The organism is Williamsia sp. MIQD14 (assembly GCF_051025635.1).
In the GTDB taxonomy this organism is placed as follows: Bacteria; Actinomycetota; Actinomycetes; order Mycobacteriales; family Mycobacteriaceae; genus Williamsia_A.
This window is the reverse complement of sequence record NZ_JBPFDG010000002.1, coordinates 536,769-549,786: the sequence shown is the minus strand read 5'-3', so window position 1 is coordinate 549,786 and position 13,018 is coordinate 536,769. Positions and strand designations below refer to the sequence as shown.

Below are 13,018 nucleotides of genomic sequence, written 5' to 3'. Positions count from 1 at the left end.
CGAGGGCGACGTCGCCACTCGCATCGGAGCAATGATGACTCATCGACGGCGAATGATCACGCGCGGGCCGTGTGCCCGGTCGACGGCGCCGATCGGTGCATCTGCACGCACGATCGGTGCCGCCGCCGCGGGGTGGGGGCCGGGGTCAGAGGGAGACGGTCATCCCGCGCGGGCCGCGGACCACCATCTCGGATTTCCAGTCGACGGCCTCGACGGTGAGATCGGGGAACGTGCCGGTCAGCGCGCGGAGCGCCTCCTGCAGTTCGACACGGGCCAACGCGGCGCCGAGGCAGTGGTGGGCGCCGTGACCGAAGCCGATGTGTCCGGCGTTGCCGCGGCCCGCGCGGGGACGCGTCGGGTCGTAGCGCTCGGGGTCGTCGAAGGCCTCGGGGTCGCGGTTCGCCGACGCGATGGACACCAGGACCGGTTCGCCGGCGCGGATCCGGACCCCGGAGAGCTCCACGTCGTCGAGGGCGTAGCGGGCCTGGCCGGCGCCGATCCCCAGCGGCACCAGGCGCATGAGTTCCTCGACCGCGCCCGCGACGAGCTCGGGGTGATCGTGGAGTTCGCGCCACCGGCCGTCGTGGGCGAGGAGGAACAGGATGAAGTTCGGGATCTGCGAGGCGGTGGTCTCGTGCCCGGCGACGAGGATGCCGTTGCACAGGTCGATGAGCTCGATCTCGCTGAGCCGGTCGGTACCGCCGTCGCCGTCGCGCGCGTCGATCAGCGCGCAGATGAGGTCGTCGGCGGGGTCGGCGCGTTTCACCGCGAGCAGCCCGCGCATGTAGTCGCGGAACTCCTCCCGACTGGCGTCGAATTCCGCGGCCGACAGCGACGTCGTCGACAGGGCGGCGTCGCTCCACCTGCGGAACAACGGCTGATCCCGCTGCGGCACGCCGAGCAGTGCACAGATGACCCGCACGGGCAGCGGCAGCGCGAAGCGGTCGACGAGATCGACCGGACCCGCACCCGATCGCATGTCGGCGACGAGGTCGGCGCAGATGGCGGCGGCCGCGGGACGCAGGTTCTCGATGCGACGCGGGGTGAAGGCGCGCGCCACCAGGGTGCGCAGGCGGGTGTGGTCGGGCGGATCCATCGAGAGGATGCCGGAGTTCTGGCGCCCCTCGCGCATGCGCGGTTCGTCGTGGTCGGCGGCGACCGCCCGGCTGAACCGGGGATCGGCCAGGACGGTGCGGACGTCGTCGTAACGGGTCGCGAGCCAGCCGATCTCACCGAACGGGAGTCGTACGCGAGCCAGGCCGCTGTTCGCCCGGATCTCGCCGTACTCGGGTGCGAGCTCGAGATCGTCGGGTCGGTTGAACGGATAGTCGACGGCGTCGGCGCTTCGATCCAGCGACAGTGTCACGGTGGTCTCCCCGGTTTCGGTCTACACGTATGTGTTTAGCAACACAAAACAAAGTAGCGCAGATGCCAGGCCCACGCCAGGGAGGTTCGTCGCCGCGGGCCGTCATGTCGGGGATTGCTAGCGTGGGCTGTCCGGTGATGCAGGCCGCCGGGGATCGGATCGACGCGCCCGGCGAGAACCGGGGACCGCGGCGCCACACCGGAACGACACACCGCCTACGGGCGCAGAACGGGAGCAGACATGTCACGGATCGCCATCGTCGGAGGCCACGGCAAGATCGCACTCATGCTGGCGCGGCTGCTCGTGGACGACGGTCACCAGGTGAGCTCGCTCATCCGCAAGCCCGAGCAGTCCGACGACATCACCGGTGCCGGTGCCGCGCCGGTCATCGTCGACATCGAGAACGCCTCCACCGAGCAGATCATCGAGGCGTTCGAGGGACACGACGCGATCGTGTTCGCCGCCGGCGCCGGTGGCGGCAACCCCGACCGGACCTACGCCGTCGACCGCGACGCCGCGATCCGCTGCGTCGACGCCGCTTCGGCCACCTCCATCAAGCGGTTCGCGCTCGTGTCGTACTTCGGCGCCTCCGTCGATCACGGTGTGTCGCCGGATGATTCGTTCTACGCCTACGCCGAGGCGAAGGGTGACGCCGATCAGTACCTGCGGGCCAGCGACCTCGACTGGACGATTGTCGCGCCGAGTTCGCTGGCCGACGGCGATGCGACCGGCACCATCCGCACGAAGGAGGAGGGTGCCGAACAGGGCACCGAGGTCGCCCGCGCCGACGTCGCGGAGGTGATCGCCGCCGTGCTGCGCACGCCGTCGACCGTCGGCCGGATGATCGAGTTCACCGGCGGCGACACCCCCATCGAGAAGGCGCTGGGCGCCTAGCTCCTCACAATCTCTCGATGATGGTGGCGTTGGCCTGACCACCCGCCTCGCACATGGTCTGCAGGCCGTACCGGCCGCCGGTCCGGTGCAGGGCGTTGACCATCGTGGTCATCAGCCGTGCGCCGCTGGCGCCCAACGGATGTCCGAGAGCGATGGCGCCGCCGTGGACGTTCGTCTTCGCCAGGTCGGCGCCGGTGTCATGGGCCCAGGCGAGGACGACCGGACTGAACGCCTCGTTGACCTCGAACAGGTCGATGTCGCCGATCGTGAGACCGGCCTTCTCGAGCACCTTGTGTGTCGCCGGGATGATGCCGGTCAACATGAGGATCGGATCCGAGCCGACGACCGTCGTCGTGTGGACGCGCGCCAACGGGGTCAGACCCAGCTGCTGTGCCTTCTCCGCGGACATGATCAGCAGTGCCGCACTGCCGTCGGAGAGCGGGCTCGAGTTGGCGGCGGTGATGCGCCAGTCGATGTCGGGGAAGCGGCGCCCCATCGCCTCGTCGTAGAAGGCCGGGCGCAGTTGCGCCAGAGCGTCGATCGACCCACCGGGGCGGATCATCTCGTCGTGCTCGAGCCCGGCGATCGGTGCGAGTTCGGCGTCGAAGTAGCCGGCCTTGGTCGCCGCGGCCGCCTTCTCGTGCGACGAGAGCGCGAACTCGTCGAGCTGGGTCCGGCTGAGATCCCAGCGTGCTGCGATGAGTTCGGCGCTGTAGCCCTGCGGGATGAAGCCCCCGGGATAACGCTGCGCGAGCGCCTCGCCGAACGGATCCGCCCCGGGTCGGATGTCGGACATCATCGGCACCCGGCCCATCGACTCGACGCCCGCGGCGATCACGACGTCGTACGCGCCCGACATCACGCCCTGCGCGGCGAACGACACCGCCTGCTGGCTCGAGCCGCACTGCCGGTTGATGGTGGTCGCCGGCACCGATTCGGGGAAGCCGGCGGCGAGCACGGCGTTGCGGGCGATGTTCTGTCCCTGCTCGTCGGCCTGGGTGACGGTGCCGGTGATGACGTCGTCGACCAGCGCCGGGTCGATGCCGGTGCGTTCGACGAGCGCACGCAGGCTGTGGGCGAGGAGGTCGACCGGATGGACGCCGTGCAGCGCGCCCGACGCCTTTCCCTTGCCGATCGGGGTGCGAACGGCGCCGACGATGACGGCGTCGGTGCGTGCGGTTGTGGCCATGGTGCGTTCCTCCACTCGATGGGTCGCCGGTCAGGAGGTCTGACTAGCTCTATCACTAGTCAACTGTCTACCAGCTGACTTGCTTCCCGGTAAGTCAGGGGGCGCCTGCGGTGGTCGCCGCGCCGGTACGGTTGTCGGCGTGATCCGCAAACTTGCCGCCTCCGCGAGCGTCGGGGCCGTCGGCGCCTTCACCACCGGCCTAGCCGCCACCGGCTCGGCGACCGGTCGCGCCTTCGGGGCGTCGCCCGAGGCCATCGCCCCGCACATCAGCGCCTCGCCGAACCAGCGCGACGGGTTCTTCGCCAACCGCGAGCCGTCGATCGCCGTCGACGTCGACCGCACCGGGGCCGTCGACATGATCAAAGCGCGCCGTCGAGGCGACCCGGGGTCGACCGTGCCGGTCCGCGACCCTCTGTTCGTCGCCCCCGGCTTCGCCGACACCGCCGCCGCGCTGGCCGTCACGTGGCTCGGCCACGCCACCGCGCTCGTCGAGATCGACGGACGCCGCGTGCTCACCGACCCGGTCCTGTCGAAGCGCTGCTCCCCGTCGCAGGCCATCGGCCCCGCGCGCATGCACCGCGCGCCGTGCACCGCGTCGCAACTGCCCGACCTCGATGTGGTGTTGATCAGTCACGACCACTACGACCACCTCGACATGACCACCGTGGTCACCATCGCCCGCGAACAACCCCGCGCGCACTTCGTCGCCCCGATCGGTGTCGGTGCGCACCTCGAGTACTGGGGCATCGCGCCCGACCGCATCTCCGAGGCCGACTGGGGACAACGCGTCACCCACGGCGACCTCACCTTCGATTGCGTTCCGGCACGGCACTTCTCGGGCCGCGGCGTCGTCCGCAACCTCACCCAGTGGGCCAGCTGGGGCGTGCGCGGCCCGCAGCACTCGGCGTTCTTCACCGGCGACACCGGCTTCACCGAGGCCTACCGCGACGCCGGCGGCCCGTACGAACTGACGCTGGTCCCCATCGGCGCCTACGACCGCATGTGGCCCGACATCCACGTCGACCCCGAGGAGGGCGTCGCGCTGCACACGATGCTTGCCGGCGACTCGCTCGCCGACTCGCTGATGGTGCCGATCCATTGGGCGACCTTCAACCTCGGCCTGCACACCTGGGACGACCCGGTGCGCCGCATGCTCGCCGCGGCCGACAAAGCGTCGGCGGTCACCGCGACACCGGCCCCGGGAACCCGCATCGACGTCGTCACCCGCACCGGCGCGGGTCTCGACGATCCCGACTGGTGGCACGGCATCGCCCAGAACTGAGCACCCCGGGAACCGACTCTGCTCATGGTCCGGGAACCGGACATGAACGCCGATCGTTGGGTCGGCATCAGCGCCGCACCGCGGACGCGGCGCACCGACGAGAGGACACACACATGGACTTCAAGCAGCTGACCACCAAGGCCAAGTCGCTGGTGAGCAAGAACTCCCAGTACATCGACAAGGGCGCCGACGCGATCGACAAGGCGACCAAGGGCAAGTACACGAGCCAGGTCGCCAAGGGTCGCGATGCGGCGAAGGATGCCGCGAAGAAGCTGGGCGATCAGCCCAAGTAGGGCGTTCGATCGAGAGCAGCGGTCATCCTCACTCTGCGGCGCGGGCAGTCGGCGATCACTCGTCGGCTGCCCGTCGTCGTCTGCACGGTGCTCGCGGTCGCCCTCGCGGCGGCCGGGTGCACCGCCGAGCAGGCCCCGGATGCGCGCCCGTCATCGACGCCCGGCAGTCCTGCGGCAGAGTCCGCCGACCTGCCGGGTGCACCGTCGCCCGCCGAGCGCGGGGCGATCGTGTCGCGGTCGCCGATGACGGTCGACCCGGGCGGGCCGCTCGCCGACGTCTCGGTGACCCGTGTCGTCTACCGCTCCAGCGCCGGTTACGCGCCGGGCGATCCCGACGGCACCTTCGGCACGCAGGTGTCGGGCATCGTCGCCGCACCCTCGGGCACGCCTCCGCCCGGTGGATGGCCGATCGTCGCCTACGGCCACGGGACCACCGGGACCGCGTCGAACTGCGGCCCGTCGGGCTATCCCGATCTCCTCGGCGGCGCGTCCACGATCGCCTCACTGGTGAACCGCGGTTACGTGGTCGCCGCGTCGGACTATCAGGGCCTCAGCGGTCCGGGTGCCTCCGCCGACGCCCGTGTCACGACCGTGCCGCACCCGTACCTCGACACCGACACCGTCGCGCGCAACATGATCGACATGGTCCGCGCCGCGCGCACGATCGTGCCGCAGGCCGGGACACGATGGGCATCGATGGGGGCATCGCAAGGGGGACAGGCCGCCTGGGCCGCGGGAGAGGCCGCCGCGACCGACTACGGATCGGGATTGCGCTTCGTGGGAGCCGCCGCCCTGGCGCCCGCGGCCGATGTGTCGCCGATCGCGGACGGCTACGACGCGCAGCCCTATGCGGCACCGACGTTCACCCAGATCCAGATCGCGTTCATCCCGTTGATCGTCGACGGTCTGCGCGCGGTGTATCCCGATCTCCCCGTCGATCAGTACATGCGCGGCGGCCTCGCGGCCGGCGCGCAGGCGCTGACGTCGTGTGGGTCGGGGAGTGCGTTCTCCAAGTACTCCGCGTTGACCGGTGTCCGACCCGGTGATGCCGCGATCCGATCGGCATCGGCTCTGCGGCAACTGCACTCGATGCTCGCCGCCGATGCGCTCCCGCAACGCCGCTCGGACGCCCCGCTGTTCGTCGGTTACGGCGACTCCGATCAGATCATCACGCCGAGCTGGACAGCCGGTGCGGTGACGAGGGCGTGCGCGATGGGCGACACCATCGAGCGGACGGTCGCGGTGGGCAAGGGGCACACCAACACCGGCCTCACGCCGAGCGCGATCGACTGGATCGGCGACCGCTTCGCCGGTGACCCCGCCCCGAACACCTGCCCCCGCTGACCCCACTGCGCTGATCTCACTGAGCTGCCCCCCACGTCGCCAGTTGGGCCGTCGTTTCCATCCGTTGGGCCCTCGTGTGAATCGTCGTGGGACGAGGGCCCCTTGGACGCGAACAACGGCCCACCTGGCGGGAACGACGGCCCAACTGAGGCGAACAACGGCCCAACCGGCGCAGACAACGGCCCAACTGGCGCAGTGGGGATCAGCGGGGTGGAGCGGGTCGGGCGTCGGCGCGGCCGAGGGCGCGCACGACCGGTTGCAGGCGTGCATCGGCGGTGCGACGCAGGAGGTAGGTTGTGAGCGAGTCGTCGATGTCGTCGATCGGCAGCACCACATAGTCGTCGGGGTCGAGCGACGCCACGGCCTCGGATTCGACCGGCACGATGGTGAACCCGGATGTGCTGCGCAGAAACATCATCAGACCACTGATGTCGCTGAACACCGCGTCCGCGTCGACGACGGCACCGGCCGCGGCGAGTCGATCGGCCCGTCCCTGCCCGAGATCCCAGTGCCGCGGACCCCGGATGTAGCGCATGCCGCGCAGGTCGCTCAGCTGTAGGGACGTCCGCCCAGGGAATCGTGATGCATCGACGACCGCGCCCAGCGGCTCGCAGTAGAGGACCAGGGTGGTGAGGCGGTCGTCGGTGGTTCCGACGTGGGCGATGGCGAGATCGATGGAGTTGCTCAGCAGCGCCGACTCCATCTGCAACGAGGGCATCTGTCGGATGGCGAACGAGAACGTCGCCTCGAGGTCCCGGATCGACGAGGTCAGCGACCGACGATGTGCGGGATTGAGCACGTCGGGGATCGCGAGACGCACCTCGACCCGACCGGTGTCGGGGCCGACGAGTCCGGGGATGGCGTCGAAGTCGGCGACCACCGACGACGCCAGCGGCACGAGGGCCTCGCCCGCCGCGGTGAGCCTGGTGTGGTGGGTGGATCGCTCGAACAGGGGCGTGCCCAGTTCGCGTTCGAGGGTGCGGATCCGCTGGCTCAGCGGCGGCACCGACATGTTCAGCGACCGTGCGGCGCGGGTGAAGTTGAGTTCGCGCGCGACGGCGAGGAAGTACCGCAGATGATGCATCTCCACAGTGCACGAGCCTAGACCGGTGTTATCGCCGTGGACATACCGATCTGAGCCAGACGGTAATTCTCTTACCTTGGGCAACGACCTAGCGTGGAACACATGACCACCACAGACATGAACGCAGATCCGACATCCGGCCCTCTCGCAGGCGTCACCGTGGTCGACATCTCGACCGTGGTGATGGGCCCGTACGCGACGCAGATCCTCGGTGACTTCGGTGCCGACGTCATCCGCATCGAGCCGCCGTTCGACACCGCGCGCACCTCGCCGGCCAACACCGGCCGCAACCCCGGGATGGCGCCGCTCTACATGCAGGTCAACCGCAACAAGCGCAGCGTCGCCCTGAACCTCAAGGACCCCGAGGGTCTCGCCGACCTGTTCGCGATCCTCGCCGACGCCGACGTGCTCGTCACCAACATGCGCGCCGGTGCGCTCGCTCGCCTCGGTCTCGACTACGACGCCGTCCACGAGCGCTTTCCCCATCTGATCTACGCCCATGCACAGGGTTTCGCCCCGCAGTCGTCGCAGGGCAACCGTCCCGCCTACGACGAGGTCATCCAGGCCGTGTCCGGACTGGTCAGCCTCCAGGACCGCGCCGGCGACTCGTTGCAGTTCATGCCGACGTTCATCGCCGACAAGACCGCCGCCCTCTACCTGCTCAACGGCATCCTGGCCGCGCTCTACCACCAGCAGCGCACCGGCGAGGGCCAGCACGTCGCGCTCGCGATGGCCGACGCCATGATCGCGGTGAACCTCGTCGAGCACATGGCCGGTGACGTGTTCGTCCCCGCCGCCGGCGATGTGGGCAACCCGTTGAGCCTCACCGGCGCCCACGCCGCCATGCGCACCAAGGACGGTGGCGCGATCGCTGCCGTGCCGTACACCAACGAGGCCGTCCGCAAGCTGCTCATCGGCGCCGGACTCGAGGAGGACGCCGCCGACCCGGCCTGGGCATCGCCCACCATCGATCGCCCCGTCTTCACCGCGGGCATCGAGAAGGTCCTCGCGCACTCGACGAACAAGACCACCGCGGAATGGGAGGAGTACCTCACCGCCGAGGACATGCCCTACGGCGTCGTCGTCGACATCGCTGATCTCCCGAACGACCCCTACGTGCGGGAGGTGGACCTCATCACCGAGGTCGAGCACCCCACCGAGGGCACCATCCGCGTGATCGCCAACCCGCTGCACTTCTCGGCCACCCCGACGACGTACCGCCGTCACGCCGAACGCGCGGGCGCCAGCACCGACGAGGTGCTCGGCAGCGTCCGCGCAGACGCCTGAACCACCCTGCCCGAACAACCAAGGGAGACAATCATGGACCTCGAACTCTCGAGTGCCGACATCGAGTTCCGCGACAGCCTGCGCGAGGTGTTCGGAGGCGAGATCCCCGCCGACATCCGCCGCCGCACCGCGTTGAACCAGACCACCCACGACGACATCGTCACCAGCCAGCGGATCCTCCACCGCCACGGGCTCGCCGTGCCGCACTGGCCGGCGGAGTGGGGCGGCAAGGACTGGACCGCGACGCAGTCGCACATCTACGGCTCCGAGATGCAGCGCGCGGGTGTCCCACAGCCGTTGGCGTTCAACGTCTCCATGGTGGGCCCGATCATCGCCGAGTTCGGTTCGCAGGAGCAGAAGGAGCGCTTCCTCCCCGCGACGGCCAATCTCGACATCTGGTGGTCGCAGGGCTTCTCGGAGCCGGAGGCCGGTTCCGACCTCGCCTCGCTGAAGACCACCGCCCGCCGCGACGGGGACCACTACGTCCTCAACGGGCAGAAGACCTGGACCACACTCGGCCAGTACGGCGACTGGATGTTCGTCCTCGCCCGCACGAACCCCGACGCGCCCCGCAAGCAGCAGGGCATCTCGTTCCTCCTGCTCGACCTCACCAGCCCCGGCATCGAACGCCGCCCGATCCGTCTGTTCGACGGCAGCGCGGAGGTCAACGAGTTCTTCTTCGACGACGTCGTGATCCCCGCCGAGAACCTCGTCGGTGAGGAGAACAAGGGCTGGACCTACGCCAAGTTCCTGCTCGGCAACGAGCGCAACAGCATCGCGCAGGTCGGTACCGCGCAGCGGATCTACGCCGATCTCGCTGCCGCCGCGTCCGAGACCGACACCGGCGTGGGCACTCTCGCCGACGACCCAGCCTTCCGTGGGTCGATGCACTCGCTGAAGACGCGCCTGCTCGCCCTCGAGGCGACGCAGCTGCGGGTCACCGGCGCCTCGGAGCACGGCCAGGCGAGCCCTGTCTCGTCGCTGCTCAAGATGGAGGGCACCCAGACCCTGCAGGAGCTGACCCGCCTGCGGATGTCGGCCGCCGGCTCCGACGGCGCGATCGTCTCCGCCGAGGGCGACCTCGTCGCCGACCCCGCCGCGACCGCATCGGCCGAGCAGTACCTCAACCTCCGCAAGCTGTCGATCTTCGGCGGCTCCAACGAGATCCAGCGCGGCGTCATCGCCAAGACCATCCTCGGACTCTGAGTCTCAGGGACTTTAGGAGAACACCATGAACCTCGACCTGAACGACGACCAGCAACTCCTCTTCGAGACCGTCGACTCCGCCGTCGGCCGCGACTACACGATGGGCGGCCGCGCGAGCGCGACGTCGTCGGACCTGGGCTGGAACGCCCGCACCTGGTCCACCCTCACCGAACTCGGCCTCACCGGCCTGACCATTGACGAGGACCACGGCGGCGTCGGCGCCGGACCGGTGGAGCTCTACGCGAGCCTGCAGGCCATCGGCCGTCACGCCGCGACCGAGCCGCTCCTCGACGGTGTCGCCCTGCCCGGTTGGTTGATCACCGACCTCGGTGACCCGACCCAGCAGAAGGAACTGCTCGGCGCCCTGGCCGCCGGTGAGGCGACCATCGCGGTCGCGCACGCCGAACCCGGTCGCGCCTGGGACGCCGCACCGGCGACCACGGTGACCTCGCAGGACGACGGCTCTGTCACCATCACCGGCGTCAAAGCGCCGGTGGCGCATGCCGATCAGGCCTCGCACCTGCTCGTCACCGCGGTCGACAGCGACGGTCGCACCCAGGTCGCCGTCGTCGAGTCCAGCACCTCCGGCGTCGCCCGGGCCGACGGACGCACCGCCGACTGGACCCACGCGTCGCAGGTGACGTTCACCGACGTGCAGGGTGTCCTGCTCGGGGACGGGACCGCCGACGTCACCGCAGCACTGCGGTCCGCGTTCGCGCGGGCTCGTATCGCCCTCACCGGCGAGGCCGTGGGCCTGATGGAATCCGGCCTGACGCTCACCGTCGAGTACCTGAAGTCCCGCAAGCAGTTCGGCGTTCCGCTGTCGACGTTCCAGGCGCTGGTCCACCGCGCCGCCGACCTCTACGCGCAGGTCGAACTGGCGCGCTCGATGGCCCTGTACGCCACCGCGACCGCCGAGGCCGTCGCGAACGGCACCGCCGACTCCGATGTCCTCACCTCCACCGCCGACGACGCGTTCGTCTTCGTGTGCGACGCCGCGATCGGGGTCGCCGAGGAGATCGTGCAGCTGCACGGCGGTATCGGCATGACCTACGAGTCGGAGATCGGCCACCACGCGGCGCGCCTCGTCGGCATCACCGCGACACTGGGTGGTGTGGAGGCGGCACGGCGTCGCGCGGTCGCCTCCGACACCGTCCTGCGCGCACCGAGCGCGCTGCTCAACAACGCCGACGCCGCCTGAGAGGAGGGATCGCAGTGTTCGACCATCTGCTCGTCCTCGACATCGCCGGCGGAGCCATCCGTCGGGTCGATCTCGACGGCACGGTGACCACCGTCGTCGCCGAGACCGGTTCGGCACCCGACGGGATCGCACACGACCCGGCAGGCGACCGCATCTGGTGGACGCTCATGGGCCGCCCGCGGCGCGGAGACGACGGCGCCGACTTCACCGACCGCAACGGCAGTCTCCGTTCGGCGCGCACCGACGGCTCCGACGTGACCACCGTCCTGCCGGACGGTGCGATCACCACCGGCAAGCAGCTCGACCTCGCCGACGGCCACCTCTACTGGTCCGACCGCGAAGGCGGGCGCGTCACACGCTCGACCGTCGACGGCCACGATGTCACCGACCTCGTGACCCGTCCCCGCGATCCGGAGACCGGCCTCGTCGACATCGGCGACCAGTGCGTCGGTGTCGCGGTCGACGTCGCCGCACGCCACCTCTACTGGACGCAGAAGGGTCCGGCGAAAGGCGATGCGGGACGGATCTTCCGGGCCGGCCTCGACATCCCGGCCGGGGAGACCGCGGAGAACCGCAGCGACATCGAGACGGTGTGGTCGGATCTGCCCGAACCGATCGACCTCTGGCTCGATGCCGCGTCGTCGACGCTGTACTGGACCGACCGCGGCGCGGCCCCGTACGGCAACACGCTCAACAGCGCACCCGTACCCGCCGTCGGTGAGCACGGCGTGGAGCCGACGATCCTCGCGAAGGACTTCGCCGAGGCCATCGGTCTCGCCGTCGACGCCGAGGCAGGCGTCGCCTACGTCACCGCCCTCGACGGCACCGTGCGCGCCGTCCCCACCCGCGCGGGAGCGCCCGGGGAACGCGTGCTCGCCACGATTCCCGGCAGTGCGTTCACCGGCATCGTCGGAATCCCGGCACGAACGGAGCAGTCATGACCCCCACACCCACCCTCGCCATCGTCGGTGCCGGCGTCATCGGGATCTCGTGGGCGCGTCTCGCCCGCGAGCACGGATGGACCGTCACCATCACCGACCCCCGTCCCGATCTCGCCGACATCGTCACCGCCGAGTTCGGTGACGACGAGAAGGTTCGGGCGACCGACGATCTCGCCGACGCCGTCCGCGACGCCGACATCGTGCAGGAGAACGGCCCCGAACGGCTGCCGATCAAGCAGCAACTGTTCGCCGAGATCGGTGCCGCTGCTCCTGCGAACGCCGTTCTGGCGACGTCGAGTTCGTCGATCACCTCCTCGGAGATCGGCGTCGACCTCGACGCCGACGTCGCGGCGCGGTTGTTGGTCGGTCACCCGTTCAACCCGCCGGAGCTCATGCCGCTCGTGGAGGTCCTCCCCGGTGAGCGGACGGCGCCGGCCACCACCGACCGGGCCGTCGAGCTCTATCGCGCGCTGGACCGCGAACCCGTGGTGATCCGCCGCGAACTCCCCGGTTTCGTCGCGAACCGCCTGCAGGCCGCCATCTCCCGCGAGGCGCGCTACCTCGTGCAGGAGGGTGTGGTGTCGCCCGCCGACCTCGACACCATCCTGCAGAACTCGCTCGGACTGCGGTGGGCGACCATCGGACTGTTCGAGGGCAACGTCCTCGGCGGCGGCCCGGGCGGCATCGCCCAGCTGCTCGCCGGCGTGGGTGCGCAGACCGGCGGCATCGAGCCCGGCGTGCCCGCCACCGATCCCGCGTCGATGCGCCGTCTCGTCGACGCCGTCGAGGAGACCTACGGTTCCGGCGAGGAGGTCTACGAGACGCTCGCGAGACGGCGCGATCGCCGTACGCGTGCGGTGTTGGCTGCACTCGCGGCGGTCGACGGGTAGTTCGCCCATCCCGTCATCGGAGGATGGCATCGACCCCATAG

At 70.0% G+C, this 13,018-nt stretch carries 12 protein-coding genes; 9 read left to right on the top strand and 3 right to left on the bottom strand.

Annotated features, from left to right (window positions below):
• Positions 1-145 precede the first annotated feature (145 nt).
• Positions 146-1,366 carry a cytochrome P450 gene (locus ACQ7HM_RS10085; protein ID WP_434216118.1) on the bottom strand — a complete coding sequence of 407 codons (1,221 nt, stop codon included), beginning with the start codon at positions 1,364-1,366 and terminating at the stop codon, positions 146-148.
• A 240-nt stretch (positions 1,367-1,606) separates the two neighbouring features.
• Between ACQ7HM_RS10085 and ACQ7HM_RS10080 the strand changes: the two genes are divergently transcribed.
• Positions 1,607-2,260: an SDR family oxidoreductase gene (locus ACQ7HM_RS10080; RefSeq protein WP_434216117.1), complete on the top strand. Its 654-nt coding sequence runs from the start codon at positions 1,607-1,609 to the stop codon at positions 2,258-2,260.
• A gap of 4 nt (positions 2,261-2,264) precedes the next feature.
• Here the strand turns inward: ACQ7HM_RS10080 and ACQ7HM_RS10075 are convergent, their stop codons facing one another.
• Positions 2,265-3,449, bottom strand: a complete 1,185-nt coding sequence (locus ACQ7HM_RS10075; RefSeq protein WP_434216116.1) for a thiolase family protein — start codon at positions 3,447-3,449, stop codon at positions 2,265-2,267.
• 139 nt (positions 3,450-3,588) lie between these two features.
• Here ACQ7HM_RS10075 and ACQ7HM_RS10070 point away from each other — a divergent pair, with 139 nt between their 5' ends.
• The 3 genes from ACQ7HM_RS10070 to ACQ7HM_RS10060 all read left to right on the top strand — a co-directional run bounded on the left by ACQ7HM_RS10070 (position 3,589) and on the right by ACQ7HM_RS10060 (position 6,368).
• A complete protein-coding gene (locus ACQ7HM_RS10070) occupies positions 3,589-4,731 on the top strand; it encodes an MBL fold metallo-hydrolase (protein ID WP_434216115.1) in 1,143 nt (380 codons plus the stop codon).
• A gap of 113 nt (positions 4,732-4,844) precedes the next feature.
• Positions 4,845-5,024 (top strand): antitoxin, encoded by a 180-nt coding sequence (locus ACQ7HM_RS10065; RefSeq protein ID WP_434216114.1) that lies wholly within the window; start codon positions 4,845-4,847, stop codon positions 5,022-5,024.
• An 87-nt stretch (positions 5,025-5,111) separates the two neighbouring features.
• Positions 5,112-6,368, top strand: coding sequence for a lipase family protein (locus ACQ7HM_RS10060; protein WP_434216113.1), 1,257 nt, complete (start codon positions 5,112-5,114; stop codon positions 6,366-6,368).
• 202 nt (positions 6,369-6,570) lie between these two features.
• On the opposite strand, the gene ACQ7HM_RS10055 is transcribed toward ACQ7HM_RS10060, so the two are convergent.
• Entirely contained in the window at positions 6,571-7,452 is an 882-nt protein-coding gene (locus tag ACQ7HM_RS10055; protein ID WP_434216402.1) for a LysR family transcriptional regulator, read from the bottom strand.
• A gap of 102 nt (positions 7,453-7,554) precedes the next feature.
• Between ACQ7HM_RS10055 and ACQ7HM_RS10050 the strand changes: the two genes are divergently transcribed.
• Genes ACQ7HM_RS10050 through ACQ7HM_RS10030 form a run of 5 tightly spaced genes read left to right on the top strand, consistent with a single transcriptional unit; the run spans position 7,555 to position 12,977 of the window.
• Positions 7,555-8,739 (top strand): CaiB/BaiF CoA transferase family protein, encoded by a 1,185-nt coding sequence (locus ACQ7HM_RS10050; protein WP_434216112.1) that lies wholly within the window; start codon positions 7,555-7,557, stop codon positions 8,737-8,739.
• A 33-nt stretch (positions 8,740-8,772) separates the two neighbouring features.
• Positions 8,773-9,945 carry an acyl-CoA dehydrogenase family protein gene (locus tag ACQ7HM_RS10045; RefSeq protein ID WP_434216111.1) on the top strand — a complete coding sequence of 391 codons (1,173 nt, stop codon included), beginning with the start codon at positions 8,773-8,775 and terminating at the stop codon, positions 9,943-9,945.
• Between the two features lie 25 nt (positions 9,946-9,970).
• Positions 9,971-11,146, top strand: a complete 1,176-nt coding sequence (locus ACQ7HM_RS10040; protein WP_434216110.1) for an acyl-CoA dehydrogenase family protein — start codon at positions 9,971-9,973, stop codon at positions 11,144-11,146.
• 14 nt (positions 11,147-11,160) lie between these two features.
• Positions 11,161-12,087, top strand: a complete 927-nt coding sequence (locus ACQ7HM_RS10035) for a hypothetical protein (RefSeq protein ID WP_434216109.1) — start codon at positions 11,161-11,163, stop codon at positions 12,085-12,087.
• Positions 12,084-12,977: a 3-hydroxyacyl-CoA dehydrogenase NAD-binding domain-containing protein gene (locus ACQ7HM_RS10030; protein ID WP_434216108.1), complete on the top strand. Its 894-nt coding sequence runs from the start codon at positions 12,084-12,086 to the stop codon at positions 12,975-12,977. The genes ACQ7HM_RS10035 and ACQ7HM_RS10030 overlap by 4 nt, the downstream gene beginning before the upstream one ends.
• The last annotated feature ends 41 nt before the right edge of the window (positions 12,978-13,018 follow it).